The organism is Paraburkholderia lebeckiae, from assembly GCF_014201005.1.
In the GTDB taxonomy this organism is placed as follows: Bacteria; Pseudomonadota; Gammaproteobacteria; order Burkholderiales; family Burkholderiaceae; genus Paraburkholderia; species Paraburkholderia tuberum.
This window is the reverse complement of sequence record NZ_JACHDK010000002.1, coordinates 500,760-515,355: the sequence shown is the minus strand read 5'-3', so window position 1 is coordinate 515,355 and position 14,596 is coordinate 500,760. Positions and strand designations below refer to the sequence as shown.

At 64.2% G+C, this 14,596-nt stretch carries 12 protein-coding genes and 1 pseudogene; 10 read left to right on the top strand and 3 right to left on the bottom strand.

Going from position 1 to position 14,596, the window contains the following annotated elements; all coding sequences use genetic code 11:
- The first annotated feature begins 193 nt into the window (after positions 1 to 193).
- From HDG39_RS05600 to HDG39_RS05585, 4 genes are all read left to right on the top strand, one after another.
- Positions 194 to 1,792, top strand: a complete 1,599-nt coding sequence (locus tag HDG39_RS05600; protein ID WP_184003919.1) for an ABC transporter ATP-binding protein — start codon at positions 194 to 196, stop codon at positions 1,790 to 1,792.
- 93 nt (positions 1,793 to 1,885) lie between these two features.
- The gene (locus tag HDG39_RS05595; RefSeq protein WP_184003917.1) at positions 1,886 to 2,992 is read left to right on the top strand and encodes an ABC transporter permease; all 1,107 of its coding nucleotides are present in this window, start codon (positions 1,886 to 1,888) and stop codon (positions 2,990 to 2,992) included.
- 39 nt (positions 2,993 to 3,031) lie between these two features.
- Positions 3,032 to 3,961 (top strand): ABC transporter permease, encoded by a 930-nt coding sequence (locus tag HDG39_RS05590; protein ID WP_090800507.1) that lies wholly within the window; start codon positions 3,032 to 3,034, stop codon positions 3,959 to 3,961.
- A 65-nt stretch (positions 3,962 to 4,026) separates the two neighbouring features.
- Positions 4,027 to 5,121, top strand: a complete 1,095-nt coding sequence (locus HDG39_RS05585; RefSeq protein ID WP_184003916.1) for a BMP family ABC transporter substrate-binding protein — start codon at positions 4,027 to 4,029, stop codon at positions 5,119 to 5,121.
- A 109-nt stretch (positions 5,122 to 5,230) separates the two neighbouring features.
- On the opposite strand, the gene HDG39_RS05580 is transcribed toward HDG39_RS05585, so the two are convergent.
- The gene (locus tag HDG39_RS05580; protein ID WP_018417703.1) at positions 5,231 to 5,440 is read right to left on the bottom strand and encodes a dodecin; all 210 of its coding nucleotides are present in this window, start codon (positions 5,438 to 5,440) and stop codon (positions 5,231 to 5,233) included.
- 297 nt (positions 5,441 to 5,737) lie between these two features.
- On the opposite strand from HDG39_RS05580, the pseudogene HDG39_RS05575 reads away from it, so the two are divergent.
- Positions 5,738 to 6,415: pseudogene (locus tag HDG39_RS05575) on the top strand (NAD(P)-dependent oxidoreductase).
- A 93-nt stretch (positions 6,416 to 6,508) separates the two neighbouring features.
- A complete protein-coding gene (locus HDG39_RS05570; protein WP_035470072.1) occupies positions 6,509 to 8,101 on the top strand; it encodes an ABC-F family ATPase in 1,593 nt (530 codons plus the stop codon).
- A gap of 107 nt (positions 8,102 to 8,208) precedes the next feature.
- On the opposite strand, the gene HDG39_RS05565 is transcribed toward HDG39_RS05570, so the two are convergent.
- Positions 8,209 to 8,412: a DUF1289 domain-containing protein gene (locus HDG39_RS05565; RefSeq protein WP_018417706.1), complete on the bottom strand. Its 204-nt coding sequence runs from the start codon at positions 8,410 to 8,412 to the stop codon at positions 8,209 to 8,211.
- Between the two features lie 123 nt (positions 8,413 to 8,535).
- Entirely contained in the window at positions 8,536 to 9,837 is a 1,302-nt protein-coding gene (locus tag HDG39_RS05560; RefSeq protein WP_184003914.1) for an Nramp family divalent metal transporter, read from the bottom strand.
- A gap of 510 nt (positions 9,838 to 10,347) precedes the next feature.
- Between HDG39_RS05560 and HDG39_RS05555 the strand changes: the two genes are divergently transcribed.
- The 4 genes from HDG39_RS05555 to HDG39_RS05540 all read left to right on the top strand — a co-directional run bounded on the left by HDG39_RS05555 (position 10,348) and on the right by HDG39_RS05540 (position 14,449).
- A complete protein-coding gene (locus HDG39_RS05555; protein ID WP_409259152.1) occupies positions 10,348 to 11,448 on the top strand; it encodes a polyamine ABC transporter substrate-binding protein in 1,101 nt (366 codons plus the stop codon).
- Between the two features lie 90 nt (positions 11,449 to 11,538).
- Positions 11,539 to 12,705 carry an ABC transporter ATP-binding protein gene (locus HDG39_RS05550; protein WP_026225328.1) on the top strand — a complete coding sequence of 389 codons (1,167 nt, stop codon included), beginning with the start codon at positions 11,539 to 11,541 and terminating at the stop codon, positions 12,703 to 12,705.
- Positions 12,702 to 13,634: an ABC transporter permease subunit gene (locus HDG39_RS05545; RefSeq protein WP_184003912.1), complete on the top strand. Its 933-nt coding sequence runs from the start codon at positions 12,702 to 12,704 to the stop codon at positions 13,632 to 13,634. Before HDG39_RS05550 ends, HDG39_RS05545 begins: the two co-directional genes overlap by 4 nt.
- Positions 13,631 to 14,449 carry an ABC transporter permease subunit gene (locus HDG39_RS05540; protein ID WP_018417711.1) on the top strand — a complete coding sequence of 273 codons (819 nt, stop codon included), beginning with the start codon at positions 13,631 to 13,633 and terminating at the stop codon, positions 14,447 to 14,449. The genes HDG39_RS05545 and HDG39_RS05540 overlap by 4 nt, the downstream gene beginning before the upstream one ends.
- The last annotated feature ends 147 nt before the right edge of the window (positions 14,450 to 14,596 follow it).

Sequence of the window (14,596 nt, the reverse complement as noted above, 5' to 3'; positions counted from 1 at the left end):
GTCAAGGGTGACATACCCGCAGAGCTTGTAGCGGCGGGGGTTTGCGGGAATTTTGTCAACTCGACTGAGTGGGGCGAATTAGGTATTGTCACCGGTTGTGGTGACGGATCGCCCATCGGCGGGGCGGGCCGATAGTCCGCAATCCGGCGGCAAGCGGGCGGCAAGCAGCGTCACGAACGCACTACGGAATCTCATGAGCGACACTCCACTTAGCGACGACGCGCAACTCACCGGCCAGGCGGTGCCTCGGCTCGCGCTGACGGGCATCACGAAGCAGTACCCGGCCGTGCGCGCCAACGACGATGTCACGCTCGTCGTCGCGCCCGGCGAAATCCACGCGGTGCTCGGCGAGAACGGCGCGGGCAAGAGCACGCTGATGAAGATCATCTACGGCGCGGTGCGACCCGACGCCGGCGAGATCCGTTGGGAAGGCGAGACGGTCGACATCGCGAGTCCGGCGGCCGCCCGCAAGCTCGGCGTCGGCATGGTGTTCCAGCACTTCTCGCTGTTCGAGACGCTGACGGTCGGCGAAAACATCGCGCTCGCGCTCGACGAACCGTTCGATCTGAAGACGTTGGCCAAACGCATTCGCGAGGTGTCGGCCGACTACGGGCTCGACATCGATCCGCAGCGGCATGTCCACAGCCTCACCGTCGGCGAGCGGCAGCGTGTCGAAATCGTGCGCTGCCTGCTGCAGAATCCGCGTCTGTTGATCATGGACGAACCGACCTCGGTGCTGACGCCGCAGGCGGTCCGCAAGCTCTTCACGACGCTGCGCAGGCTCGCGGCCGAAGGCTGCAGCATCCTCTACATCAGTCACAAGCTCGACGAAATCCAGGAGTTGTGCGACACCGCGACGGTGATGCGCGGCGGTCGCGTGACCGGCCATGTGACGCCGAAGAACGAGACGCATGCGTCGCTCGCGCAGTTGATGGTCGGCCACTCGCTGCCGGACTACACGCGGCGCGAGCACAAGCCGGGCGCGGTGCTGCTCGACGTCAGGCAGTTGTCGGTTGCGAGCGACGATCCGTTCGGCACCTCGTTGCGCGACGTGTCGTTCAGCGTGCATGCGGGCGAGATCTTCGGCATTGCCGGTGTGTCGGGCAACGGGCAGGCGGAACTGCTCGCGGCGTTGTCCGGAGAGAAGCGCGCTGAACAACGCAGCCTGCCGGCCGACACGATCGTGATCTGCGGCAAACCGGCCGCGCGCCTCGGCGCGGGCGGGCGCCGCGCGCTCGGCTTCGGCTTCGTGCCCGAAGAGCGGCTCGGCCGCGGCGCGGTGCCGGCGATGAGCCTCGCCGACAACGCGCTGCTCACCGCGCATCGGCAGAGCATGGTCAACTCGGGCTGGATCAAAACGGGTGCGATGCGCGCGTTCGCGAAGCGTTGCATCGACGCGTTCGACGTGCGCTGCGGCGGCCCCGACGCGCTCGCGCAAAGTCTGTCGGGCGGCAATCTGCAGAAATACATCATGGGCCGCGAGATTTTGCAGGCGCCGAAGGTGCTCGTGGTCGCGCAGCCGACGTGGGGCGTCGATGTCGGCGCGTCGGCGTTCATCCGTCAGCAACTGCTCGATCTGTCGGCGCGCGGCGTTGCGATTCTGGTGATTTCGGAGGAACTGGAAGAGCTGTTCGATATCTGCGATCGCATCGCCGTGCTCGCGGGTGGGCGGCTTTCGCCGGTGCGCGCGACCGGTGCGACCAACGCCGAGGAAATCGGCCGCTGGATGGCGGGGCTGTTCGGCGACCGCGAGGGCGCGGCGCCCGCGGCGGATCAGCCGGCGCATGCATGAGGCGAGGCGTTGCCCGCCGGCCACGCCCGGACGCTAACCACGCACGCGAATGCGGACCCTGAAGAACAGAACCCGAACAAATACACGCTACCCATGATGCTTCCCTATCGACTCGAAGCCCGCACGTCGCCGTCGCGCACGATGCAGCTCGCCGTGCCGCTGATCGCCGCGTTGCTGACGCTCACGATCGGCTTCCTGATCTTCGGCCTCGTCGGCCGCGACCCGTTGCAGGCGATGTACGGGTTTTTCATCGAGCCGCTGTCGAGCATCAACGGCTGGTCGGAACTGCTGCTGAAGGCGTCGCCGTTGTGCCTGATCGGCCTCGGTCTCGCGATCGGCTATCGCGCGAACGTGTGGAACATCGGCGCCGAAGGGCAGATGCTGCTCGGCGGCATCGCGGCGAGCGGCGTCGCGATCTATTTCGATCAGGCGAGCGGCTGGTGGATCCTGCCGACGATGATGGCGGCCGGCGTTCTCGGCGGCATGGCGTGGGCCGCGATTCCCGCGTTTCTGAAGAGCCGCTTCAATACCAACGAGATTCTCGTGAGCCTGATGCTCACGTACGTCGCGACGCAACTGCTGATCTATCTCGTGAGCGGCCCGTGGCGCGATCCGCAGGGCATGAACTTCCCGCTGTCGGAGATGTTCAGCGGCGACGCGCTGTTTCCCACGCTGTATGGCGACTGGCATTGGAAATTTCTGCGTGGCACGCGCCTGAACGCGTCCGTGTTCCTCACGCTGATCGCGATTCCGCTCGTCTGGCTGTTCATGCGCAAGAGCTTCGCGGGCTACCGGATGAACGTCGGCGGACTTGCTCCGCTCGCCGCGCGTTACGCCGGTTTCTCCGATAAGAAGACGATCTGGACGTCGCTGCTGATTAGCGGCGGCCTCGCGGGCCTCGCCGGTATGGGCGAAATCGCCGGTCCGATCGGCCAGTTGCAGGCGACGTGGTCGCCGGGCTACGGCTTCACCGCGATCATCGTCGTGTTCGTCGGCAGGCTGCATCCGCTCGGCATCGTGCTCGCCAGTCTGCTGATGGCGTTGCTGTATCTCGGCGGCGAAGCGGTGCAGACCTCGATGCAATTGCCGCAGGCGCTCTCGGGCGTGTTCCAGGGGCTGCTGCTGTTCTGCCTGCTCGGCGCCGACCTGTTCGTGAACTACCGCGTGCGGCGCCGCTCGGCCGCAGCAGTGGCTCGTTAAGTTTGCCAATAAGCTCGCTAATCCGCTTTCAGACTCGATATGGATATCCAGCAAGCCAGCGCGCTCACGTCGAGCGCGATCACCGCGTCGATCCCGCTGATGTTCGCGGGCGCCGGCGAACTCGTCGCCGAAAAATCGGGCGTACTCAATCTTGGCGTGGAAGGGATGATGCTGATGGGCGCCGTCAGCGGCTACGCGGTCACGTCGATCACCGGCAGCCCGTGGCTCGGCGTGCTCGCCGCGATCGGCGCCGGTCTCGCGATGTCGCTGCTGTTCGCGTTCCTCACGCTGACGATGCTCGCCAACCAGGTCGCGACCGGCCTGTCGCTGACGATCTTCGGCATCGGGCTGTCCGCGTACGTCGGCAAGCCGTACACGTCGGCGGCGGTGCGCGCGACGATCGATACGTGGACGATCCCCGGCCTGTCGAACATCCCGGTGCTCGGCCCCGCGCTGTTTACCCTCACGCCGCTCGATTACCTCGCGTTCCTGATGTTCGCCGCGATCGGCTGGTTCCTCTATCGCACGCGCGCGGGACTCGTGCTGCGCTCGGTCGGCGAATCGCCGCAGGTCGCGCACTCGGTCGGCTTTCCGGTGGTCGGCGTGCGCTATGGGGCGGTCGCGTTCGGCGGCGGCATGGCGGGTCTCGCGGGCGGCTACTATTCGATCGTCAATCTGCACCTGTGGCAGGAGAACCTGACCTCGGGCCGTGGCTGGATCGCGCTCGCGCTCGTGGTGTTCGCGACGTGGCGCCCTGGGCGACTGCTGATCGGCTCGCTGCTGTTCGGCGCGGTGACTGGGCTGCAGTTCTATGCGCAGGCGATCGGTGTGCCGGTGCCGACGCAGTTCCTCGCGATGCTGCCGTACGTTGCGACGATCGTCGTGCTCGCGCTGATCTCGCGCAATCCGAACACGATTCGCCTGAATGCACCCGCGTCGCTCGGCAAGCCGTTTTTCTCGGCGGGCTGACGGCGACACAGATTCTTTATCGATCCGCTCAAACTATTCGCTCATTACGACAGGGGGAAAAAAACATGAAGAGAAGAAATCTGCTGACCGCTTTCGCGTGGGGCGCGGCGTCGCTTGCACTTGCCGCGCCGCTCGCGCAAACCGCGCAGGCCGCAGACGTGCCGGGCGTCGCGTTCGTCTACCTCGGCAATCCAGGCGATGCCGGCTGGACCTTCGCGCACGACCAGGGCTCGCGGGAGGCCGAAGCGAAGTTCGGCAACAGGATCAAGATCACGCGCGTCGAGAACGTGCCCGAATCGGCCGACTCCGAGCGCGTGTTCCGCGATCTCGCGAACAAGGGCAACAAGATCATCTTCGGCACGAGCTTCGGCTTCCAGGACTTTCAGCTCAAGGTCGCCAAGGACTTCCCGGACACGATCTTCCTGCACGCGACCGGCTACAAGAAGGCGCCGAACTTCGGCACCTACGACGTGCGCATGTACCAGGGCGCGTACCTGGCCGGCGTCGCCGCGGGCTACGTGACGAAGAGCAACACGCTCGGCTTCGTCGCGTCGGTGCCGATTCCGGAAGTGGTGCGCAACATCAACGCGTTCACGCTCGGCGCGCGCTCGGTGAATCCGAAGGTGCATACGAAGGTGATCTGGATCAACAGCTGGTTCGATCCGGGCAAGGAAAAGCAGGCCGCCGAAACGCTGATCGGCCAGGGCGCCGACGTGCTGCTGCAGAACACAGATTCGAGCGCGACGCTCGCGACCGCGTCGGAGAAGCACGTGCACGCGTTCGGCTGGGATTCGGACATGAAGAAGTTCGGTCCTGACGCGCATCTCGGCTCGGTCGTCGCGCACTGGGGCGTGTACTACAGCGCGGTGATCCAGCAGGTGCTCGACGGCAAGTGGAAGAACGATCCGGTGTGGTGGGGCATTCCGCAGAAGGCCGTCAACCTCGAGGACCTGAACACGTCGGCGATTCCGGCCGATGGGCAGAAGCAGGTCGCCGCGAAGCGCGACGAACTCGCGAGCGGCAAGCGCGACGTGTTCACGGGCCCGATCAAGGATCAGTCGGGCACGGTGAAGGTGCCTGAAGGCAAGACGCTGACCGATGCGGAACTGCAGCGCCTGAACTGGTACGTGGAGGGTGTCGACGGGTCGCTGCCGAAGTAAATCGGGCGGTCCGTTGTTGAAAAAAAGCTGCGTCCAGCCCGGCCTGGACGCAGCTTTTCTGTTTGCGGCTTGCGCGTGGCAACGGGCAAGCGTGTCGTGCGGTCGCCGCTCAGTCCTCGATGCGCAGGCCGACCTTCAGCGTTACCTGCCAGTACGCGACCTTGCCGTCCTCGATCTGGCCGCGCGTTTCCGTGACCTCGAACCAGTGCAGATTGCGCAGCGTTTCCGACGCTTTGGCAATCGCGGTGGTGATCGCGTCGTCGATCGATTTCGTCGACGAACCGGTCAGTTCGATCTTCTTGTAAACGTGTTCTGACATGAGTTTCTCCTTGGTGTGCGCCGCTGGTCAGTAAAACGCTGCTCGGAAACGTGCATGGACAAAAGTATAGGCAACGGTTCGCGCAGTCCGACGGACATATGCGTCCTCGCCAGCCCGATTGCCGGCGCGGCGGATCAGACCTCGCCGCTCGAACCATCGATACCGCACATCGCATGCCCGGTATCGCGCGACTTCAGCGCGGCGCGCGGTCGCTATCATCTGTACGCAACATAAGCCATTCAATCTGATAGCCGACGAGGTTCGAACGTGGAAACTGGTTTTTGCGGCCCCGGTCTGATGGGCGCGCCGATGATCCGGCACCTGCTGCACGCGGGTCATAGCGTGCATCTGTGGAACCGCACGCGAGCCAAGGCCGAGGCCTTGCGGGCCGAGGGCGCGCACGTCGTCGATACGCCGCGTGAGCTGGCCGCGCGCTGCGACGCGGTGCTGCTGTGCGTAGCGGACGCGGCGGCGGTCGAGCAGATCGTGTTCGGCCCGGCGGGGCTGCTCGATGGCGGATCTCGCCGCGGGGCGCCCCTTGCTCGATGCCTATGCCGCCCGCGTCACGCACATGGGTGAGGTCGGAGCCGGGCAAACCGCGAAGCTCTGCAATCAGGCGATCGTCACCGCGACCGTCGCCGCGATCGCCGAAGCGGTGAGCCTCGCGCAGCGCAGCGGCATCGACGCCGCGAAGCTGAGCGAGGCGCTCGCCGGCGGCTGGGCCGATTCGGTGCTGCTGCGGACTTTCGTACCGCGCATGACGCAAAGCGGGCTCGCGCCGATCGGCGCGTTGCGCACGTTCCAGAAGGACGTCGATACGGTCGCGGCGACCGCCTACGAGAACGGCACGCCGATGCCGGTCGCGTCGACGGTCCAGCAATTGCTGCGACTGGGTGCCGCGATGGGGCTCGCCGACGCGGATTTTCGGCCTTCATCGACATTCTGCAGACGCCGCGCGGCAGCTCGAACGGGTGAGACGGGCCGCGCCGGACCAACTGTCGGGTTGAAATCTCTAAACCTGCTAAAATATTCGGTTTTTCGCCGATATCACATTCAAAGGGACGCGCTGTGCTGTCTACTGCCAATATCACCATGCAATTCGGGCCGAAGCCCCTCTTCGAGAACATTTCGGTCAAATTCGGGGGAGGGAACCGCTATGGCCTGATCGGTGCGAACGGCTGCGGCAAATCCACCTTCATGAAGATTCTGGGTTCCGACCTGGAGCCGAGCTCGGGCAACGTGATGCTCGAGCCGAACGTGCGCTTGGGCAAGCTGCGCCAGGACCAGTTCGCGTACGAAGACGTGCGCGTGCTCGACGTCGTGATGATGGGCCACGCCGAAATGTGGGCCGCGATGACCGAGCGCGACGCGATCTACGCGAACCCCGACGCGACCGACGACGACTACATGCACGCGGCCGAACTCGAAGCGAAGTTCGCCGAGTACGACGGCTACACGGCCGAAGCGCGCGCGGGCGAGCTGCTGCTCGGTATCGGCATCGCGATCGAAGACCACAACGGCCCGATGAGCAACGTGGCGCCCGGCTGGAAGCTGCGCGTGCTGCTCGCGCAGGCGCTGTTCTCGAAGCCGGACGTGCTGCTGCTGGATGAGCCGACCAACAACCTCGACATCAACTCGATCCGTTGGCTGGAAGATGTTCTCAACCAGTACAACTCGACGATGATCATCATCTCGCACGACCGGCACTTCCTGAACCAGGTCTGCACGCACATGGCCGACATGGACTACGGCACGCTAAAGGTCTATCCGGGCAACTACGACGACTACATGCTCGCCAGCACGCAGGCGCGCGAGCGTCAGCAGGCCGCCAACGCGAAGGCGAAGGAGCGCGTGGCCGATCTGCAGGACTTCGTGCGCCGCTTCTCGGCGAACAAGTCGAAGGCGCGCCAGGCCACCAGCCGTCTGAAGATGATCGACAAGATCAAGATCGAGGAATTCAAACCGTCGTCGCGGCAGAACCCGTTCATTCGCTTCGAGTTCGAGAAGAAGCTGCACAACATCGCGGTGGTCGCCGACAGCATCTCCAAGAAATACGAGCGCTCGATCTTCAATAACTTCAGCATCAGCGTGCAGCCGGGCGAGCGCATCGCGATCATCGGTGAGAACGGCGCGGGCAAGACCACGCTGCTGCGTTCGCTGCTCGGCAATCTGCAACTCGACCACGGCACGGTGAAGTGGGCGGAGAACGCCAACGTCGGCTACATGCCGCAGGACACGTACGAAGAGTTTCCGAGCGACGTCACGCTGATGGACTGGATCGACCAGTACCGCAAGGAAGGCGACGACGAGCAGATGGTGCGCGGCACGCTCGGCCGGCTGCTGTTCAATGCGGACGACATCCGCAAGTCGGTCAAGGTGCTGTCGGGCGGCGAGAAGGGCCGCATGATCTGGGGCAAGCTGATGCTGGGCCGCCACAACGTGCTGCTGATGGACGAGCCGACCAACCACATGGACATGGAGTCGATCGAGTCGCTGCAGATCGCGCTCGACAAGTTCGACGGCACGCTGATTTTCGTCTCCCACGACCGCGAGTTCGTGAGCGGCCTCGCGAACCGGATCATCGAAGTGAAGACCAATGGCACGCTGAACGACTTCGGTGGCAACTATGAGGACTTCCTGACGAGTCAGGGCGTGCAATAAGCGCTTCGGTTCACGCTGATCGAATCGCGTCACAGCAAAAAGCCCGCTTCGTCGAAGCGGGCTTTTTTTATGGTCGCGTCAATGTGCGATGCGCGCAACGAACACCCTCACACCTTGTCGTTCTGAAACCGCATCGCCGTGCCTTCCCGTTCGATCCGAGCCCAGATCGCGCGCTTTTCCTCGTCGCTCAGAAACACCCAGTTCGACACTTCGGTGGCGGTTCGGCCGCAGCCTTTACAGACCTCGTCGAAGAGCGTGGAGCAGACGCCGATGCACGGGCTATCGGGAAGATCGTGGAGATTCGAAGTCATCGGAAACCTTGAGGCGGGGAGGCGAAGTGCCGCTATGTTAACCGATGCGCGCCGTGCGCCTCGCATGCGCCGCTCAGCGTCGTGCGAACTTCATGTCAATTGCGCTGACCTTTGCGTCTGCGATCACGCCGAAGTCGCCAGTTGCCACATCAGCGCGCCATTGAGCGCAATGATGAACGCCGCCGACAGCCACGACAGCACCAGCGGCACGCCGTGCACGCGCCAGCCGCGCATCAGCGCCGCATCGGACGCGCAGCGGATCAGCGGCACGACCGCGAGCGGCAATTGCAGGCTCAGCACGACCTGGCTCGCGACCAGCAACTGATTCGAGCCATGCTGGCCGAACACGCCCACCGCGAGCAGGGCCGGCCCGATCGCGAGCGCACGCGTGAGCAGCGCGCGTTTCCAGCGCGGTAACCGCAGCCGCAGGAAGCCCTCCATCACCGTCTGACCGGCCAGCGTGCCGGTGACGGTCGCGCTGAGTCCGCACGCGAGCAGCGCCGTCGCGAACAGGATGCCGGCCCAGCGGCTGCCGACGAGCGGCGCGATCAGCCGATGCGCATCGGCCAGATCGGTCACGTCGCGATGGCCGCTCGCATAGAACACGGCGGCCGCGACGATCAGCAGCGCCGCGTTGATCACGAACGCGAACGCAAGCGAGCCGAAAGTATCGAGATTGACGACGTGCAGCGCGGCCTTGATCTGCGCGTCGCTGCTGTCGGGCGCGTGATGCTTGACGAGCGCCGAATGCAGATACAGGTTGTGCGGCATGACCGTCGCGCCGACGATGCCGGCCGCGAGCCACAACATGCCCGCGTTTCTGATCAGCTCGAGGCTCGGCGCCGTACCGGCCAGCGCCGCGTGCCAGTCGGGTCGCGCGAGCGCGAGCTGCACGACGAAGCACAGGCCGACGAAGCCGATCAGCGCGGCGATCACCGCCTCCAGCCGGCGGCCGCCTTTCTGCTGGAGCGCGAGCAGCGCGAAGGTGCAGACCGCCGACATCAGCACGCCGACCGTCAGCGATACGCCGAGCAGCAGTTGCAGCGCGACCGCGCTGCCGACCACCTCGGCGACATCGCAGGCGATGATCGCGACCTCGCTCGTCAGCCACAGGAACAGCGTCGCGCGCCGGCCATTGCGCTCGCGGCACAATTGCGCGAGGTCGCGCCCGGTCACGACGCCGAGGCGCGACGACAGCCATTGCATCAGCATCCCCATCAGGCTCGACAGCAGCACGATGCCGAGCAGGCCGTAGCCATAGCCCGCGCCGGCGCCGAGCGCGGTCGCCCAGTTGCCGGGATCGATATAGCCGACCGCGATCAGCGCGCCGGCGCCGAGGAACGAGAACCAGTGCGCGGGACGCGTCGGCTCGCCCGGCAGACGCCGGCGCCGGTCGGGACGCATCGCGAAAGGATTGGTGTTCATCGTGCCAGAGCTTCTGGGAAACGCATCCTGCCGCAAGTCACATGCCCATCGCACGCGCGCAGGACGTCGCGCGATACGCATCAAAAGATCATGATAGGAGCGTTCGAGCCGTCGTGGCGGCGCCGCGGCGCATAAAAGGTGCGTCGGACGCCGACGCGGCTCTGCACCGGCAAGCACCGTCCGGCACTCGCGCGTGCCAGAGCGGCGCGCCGCCCAGGTGCGAGCCAACGCCGACCTGACAACCAGATGACAGCGACTCGACGAACCCCCGCAGCCGGTGCCCAGCGCGGATAGAGCGCGGCCGACGCCCGCGTATTTTTCGGTAGACAGGCGCCGATAACCCGTTAAAATTGCGCCCATTTTGCAAGGGTGCGGCCAGAGCCTGTACCGTTTGCGCGACAGCTCCGGGTTTTTTTTTGTGCGGGCAATAATTGGTGGTAGTTTTCGGGGTTTTCAGGGGACCGTGCGGGCGACGGCGCGGCTTGAGTGACGAGAGGATCGGAGAACGAGATGAACAAGCGGATAGTGAGGCATATGGCGGCGCTGGTCTTGTGCGCGACGCCGTGGTTGACGGCTGCTGCGAAGGATACGCAGCTCAACGTATATAACTGGTCTGACTACATCGCGAAGGACACGATCCCGAACTTCACCAAACAGACCGGCGTCCAGGTCAAGTACGACAACTACGACAGTGACGACACGCTGCAGGCGAAGCTGCTCACCGGCAACTCGGGCTACGATATCGTCGTGCCGACCAGCAACTACGCGGGCAAGCAGATCGCCGCGGGCATCTTCGAGCCGCTCGACAAATCGAAGCTGCCGAACCTGAAGTACCTCGACCCGTCGCTGATGGCGCTCGTCGCCGGCGCCGATCCAGGCAACAAGTACGTGGTGCCCTGGGCGTACGGCACGACCGGCCTCGGCTACAACGTGACGAAGGTCCAGCAGATCCTCGGCAAGGACGCGCCGCTCGATAGCTGGGACATCCTGTTCAAGCCGGAAAACATCTCGAAGCTGAAGGCCTGCGGCGTGTCGGTGCTCGACGCGCCGGACCAGATGTTCGCAGCCGCGCTGCACTATATCGGCAAAGACCCGATGAGCACGAACCCGGCCGACTACCGCGCCGCGCTCGCGATGCTGAAAAAGATCCGCCCGTATATCACGCAGTTCAACTCGTCGGGCTACATCAACGACCTCGTCGGCGGCGACATCTGCTTCGCGTACGGCTGGTCGGGCGACGTCGTGATCGCCAAGCATCGCGCGATCGAGGCGAAGAAGCCGTACAAGATTGAGTACTTCGTGCCGAAGGGCGGCGCGCCGGTGTGGTTCGACGTGATGGCGATTCCGAAGGATGCGAAGCACAAGGAAGCCGCGCTCGAGTGGATCAACTACATCGAGACGCCGCAGGTGCACGCTGCGATCACCAACGCCGTGTACTACCCGAGCGTCAATATGGAAGCGCGCAAGTACGTGGACAAGGACGTCGCGAACGACCCGGCCGTGTACCCGTCGCCGGAAACCATCAAGACGCTGTTCCTGTTGAAGCCGCTGCCGCAGGAAATCCAGCGGCTGCAAACGCGGCTGTGGACCGAGTACAAGTCCGGCCGCTAGGCGCGGCAACAAACAGATAAGCAGCCTATGAAGCCCTCGGTGTTCACCGGGGGCTTTGTTCGTCAAACGCCGGAGTGAAGCAGCATTATGATGAGTAGTGACCAGCCGGGCGCGCTGGCCGGGACGGCCGTGCCGTCGACGGGCTCGAACGCCGCTACGGGCGACGCAGCGGAGCAGTACATCCAGATCGTCGATGTCGTGAAGAAGTTCGGCGAGACCGTCGCGGTCAAAGGGGTCAATCTGACGGTGAAGAAGGGCGAGCTGTTCGCGCTGCTCGGCAGCTCGGGCTGCGGCAAGTCGACGTTGCTGCGCATGATGGCCGGGCTCGAAACCGTGACGTCGGGCAAGATCCTGATCGATGGCGAAGATCTCGCGCAACTGCCACCGTATCGCCGGCCGGTCAACATGATGTTCCAGTCGTATGCGCTCTTTCCGCACATGACGGTCGAGGCGAACGTGGCGTTCGGTCTGAAGCAGGAAGGCGTGCCGAAGGCCGAGCTGAAAGATCGCGTGCACAACGCGCTCGAACTCGTGCAGATGGGCCGCTTCGCGAAGCGCAAGCCGCATCAGCTGTCGGGCGGCCAGCAGCAGCGCGTTGCGCTCGCGCGCTCGCTCGTCAAGCGGCCGAAGCTGCTGCTGCTCGACGAGCCAATGTCGGCGCTCGACAAGCAGATCCGCCAGCGCACGCAGATCGAGCTCGTCAACATTCTCGACCAGGTCGGCGTCACCTGCATGATGGTCACGCACGATCAGGAGGAAGCAATGACGATGGCCAACCGCCTCGCCGTGATGAGCGAAGGCCAGATCGTGCAGCTCGGCACGCCGCATGAAGTCTACGAGTACCCTAACAGCCGTTTCTCGGCGGAATTCATCGGTTCGACCAATCTGTTCGAAGGCCATACGGTCGAGGACGAACCCGATCACGTGTTCATCGAAACGCCGGATCTGACGTGCCACTTGCACGTCAATCACGGCATCAGCGGTCCGCTCGGCATGCCGGTGACGATCTCGGTGCGCCCCGAACGCATCGCCCTCACGCGTAAGCCGCCGGAGGGCGCCTACAACTGGGGCAGGGGCGTCGTCACGAATATCGCGTACATGGGCGGCTATTCGCTGTATCACGTGAAGCTCGACGGCGGCAAGACCGTGATCGCGAACGTGACGAGCCTGGCGCTCACCGAAATCGATCCGCCGTCCTGGGGCGACGAAGTCTACGTGCGCTGGAGCGCATCGGCCGGCGTGGTGCTGACGTCATGAAAGAGGCGCTTTCGTCGTTTTTCGCGTGGCCCGCGCGGCGTCTGAAGTTCACGGGACGCACCGCGGTGGTGGCGGGGCCGTTCATCTGGCTGCTGCTGTTTTTCCTCGTGCCGTTCCTGCTGGTCGTGAAGATCAGCTTCGCCGATTCGCAGCTCGGCATTCCTCCGTACACGCAGCTCGTCACCTTCGCGGAAGGCGCGCTGCACATCATGCTCGATCTGTCGCACTACGCGTTTCTGTTGACCGACAGCCTGTACTTCGCGACCTATGTGAATTCGGTCGTCGTCGCGGCGATTTCGACCGTGCTGTGTCTGCTGATCGGCTATCCGATGGCGTACTACATCGCGCGCTCCAATCCGGCCACCCGCAATCTGCTGATGATGGCCGTGATGCTGCCATTCTGGACCTCGTTCCTGATCCGCGTGTACGCATGGATCGGCATTCTGAAGAACAACGGGCTGCTGAATAACTTCCTGATGTCGGTCGGCCTGATCCATTCGCCGATCGAGCTGTATCACACCAACACGGCGGTCTATATCGGCATGGTCTATTCGTACCTGCCGTTTCTCGTGATGCCGCTTTACGCGCATCTGGTGAAAATGGACCTGACCTTGCTGGAAGCCGCCTATGACCTCGGCGCGAAGCCGTGGAAGGCGTTCTGGCAGATCACGCTGCCGCTGTCGAAGAACGGCATCGTCGCCGGCTGTCTGCTGGTGTTCATTCCGGCGGTCGGCGAGTACGTGATTCCTGAGCTGCTCGGCGGCGCGAACACGCTGATGATCGGCCGCGTGATGTGGAATGAGTTCTTCGACAACGCCGACTGGCCGATGGCATCCGCCGTCACGTGCGCGATGGTGTTGCTGCTGCTGGTGCCGATGGCGCTGTTCCAGCATGCCCAGGCGAAGGCATTGGAGGAGGGCCGCCAATGAAGCCGAATCGCATGCTGCAGCTGATCGCTCTGGGCATCGGCTTTCTGTTTCTGTATATCCCGATCGTCAGCCTCGTCGTGTATTCGTTCAACGAATCGCAACTGGTGACGGTGTGGACGCGCTTCTCGACGCGCTGGTACGCGGCGCTGTTGCAGGACGGCGAGCTGATCACGTCGGCGTGGCTGTCGCTGCGTATCGGCCTGCTCACGGCGTTCGCGTCGGTGATCATCGGTACGTGGGCCGGCTTCGTGCTCGCGCGCATGGGGCGCTTTCGCGGCTTCACGCTGTACACCGGCATGATCAACGCGCCGCTGGTGATCCCCGAAGTGATTCAGGGCATCTCGCTGTTGCTGCTGTTCATCGAAATGGCGCGCTGGATCGGCTGGCCGGCCGAACGCGGCATCTTCACGATCTGGATCGGTCACGTGATGCTGTGTATTTCGTACGTCGCGATCATCGTGCAATCGCGCGTGCGCGAACTGCATCCGTCGCTCGAGGAAGCCGCGCTCGACCTCGGCGCGACACCGCTGCGCGTGTTCTTCTTCGTCACGCTGCCGCTGATCTCACAGGCGCTGGTGTCGGGCTGGCTGCTGTCGTTCACGCTGTCGATCGACGACGTGGTGCTGTCCGCGTTCCTGTCGGGTCCCGGTTCGACGACCTTGCCGCTCGTCGTGTTCTCGCGCGTGCGACTTGGTCTGAACCCGGAGATGAATGCGCTCGCGACGCTGTTCATCGCGGTCGTCACGGTCGGCGTCGTCGCGGCGAACTTCTTCATGCAGCGCGCGGAGCGCAAGCGGGTCATGATGGCGGTTTGAGCTTGCGCGATGCGCGGACATCGCGCGCGACGCGTGATCGAACTGGAAATCGCGGCCCTCACTTCTTCTCACGATAGCGATGATCGAGTCCCTTCTGCGCGTGCTGGACTGGCAGCCGCTCTATCGGCTGTGGGAACTGATCGTGAT

Excerpts from the sequence above, each read along its gene's own strand:
- HDG39_RS05600 (WP_184003919.1), top strand. The coding sequence starts at position 194 with ATGAGCGACACTCCACTTAGCGACGACGCGCAACTCACCGGCCAGGCG.
- HDG39_RS05595 (WP_184003917.1), top strand. The coding sequence starts at position 1,886 with ATGATGCTTCCCTATCGACTCGAAGCCCGCACGTCGCCGTCGCGCACG.
- HDG39_RS05590 (WP_090800507.1), top strand. The coding sequence starts at position 3,032 with ATGGATATCCAGCAAGCCAGCGCGCTCACGTCGAGCGCGATCACCGCG.
- HDG39_RS05585 (WP_184003916.1), top strand. The coding sequence starts at position 4,027 with ATGAAGAGAAGAAATCTGCTGACCGCTTTCGCGTGGGGCGCGGCGTCG.
- HDG39_RS05580 (WP_018417703.1), bottom strand. The coding sequence starts at position 5,440 with ATGTCAGAACACGTTTACAAGAAGATCGAACTGACCGGTTCGTCGACG.
- HDG39_RS05565 (WP_018417706.1), bottom strand. The coding sequence starts at position 8,412 with ATGACTTCGAATCTCCACGATCTTCCCGATAGCCCGTGCATCGGCGTC.
- HDG39_RS05560 (WP_184003914.1), bottom strand. The coding sequence starts at position 9,837 with ATGAACACCAATCCTTTCGCGATGCGTCCCGACCGGCGCCGGCGTCTG.
- HDG39_RS05555 (WP_409259152.1), top strand. The coding sequence starts at position 10,348 with ATGAACAAGCGGATAGTGAGGCATATGGCGGCGCTGGTCTTGTGCGCG.
- HDG39_RS05550 (WP_026225328.1), top strand. The coding sequence starts at position 11,539 with ATGAGTAGTGACCAGCCGGGCGCGCTGGCCGGGACGGCCGTGCCGTCG.
- HDG39_RS05545 (WP_184003912.1), top strand. The coding sequence starts at position 12,702 with ATGAAAGAGGCGCTTTCGTCGTTTTTCGCGTGGCCCGCGCGGCGTCTG.
- HDG39_RS05540 (WP_018417711.1), top strand. The coding sequence starts at position 13,631 with ATGAAGCCGAATCGCATGCTGCAGCTGATCGCTCTGGGCATCGGCTTT.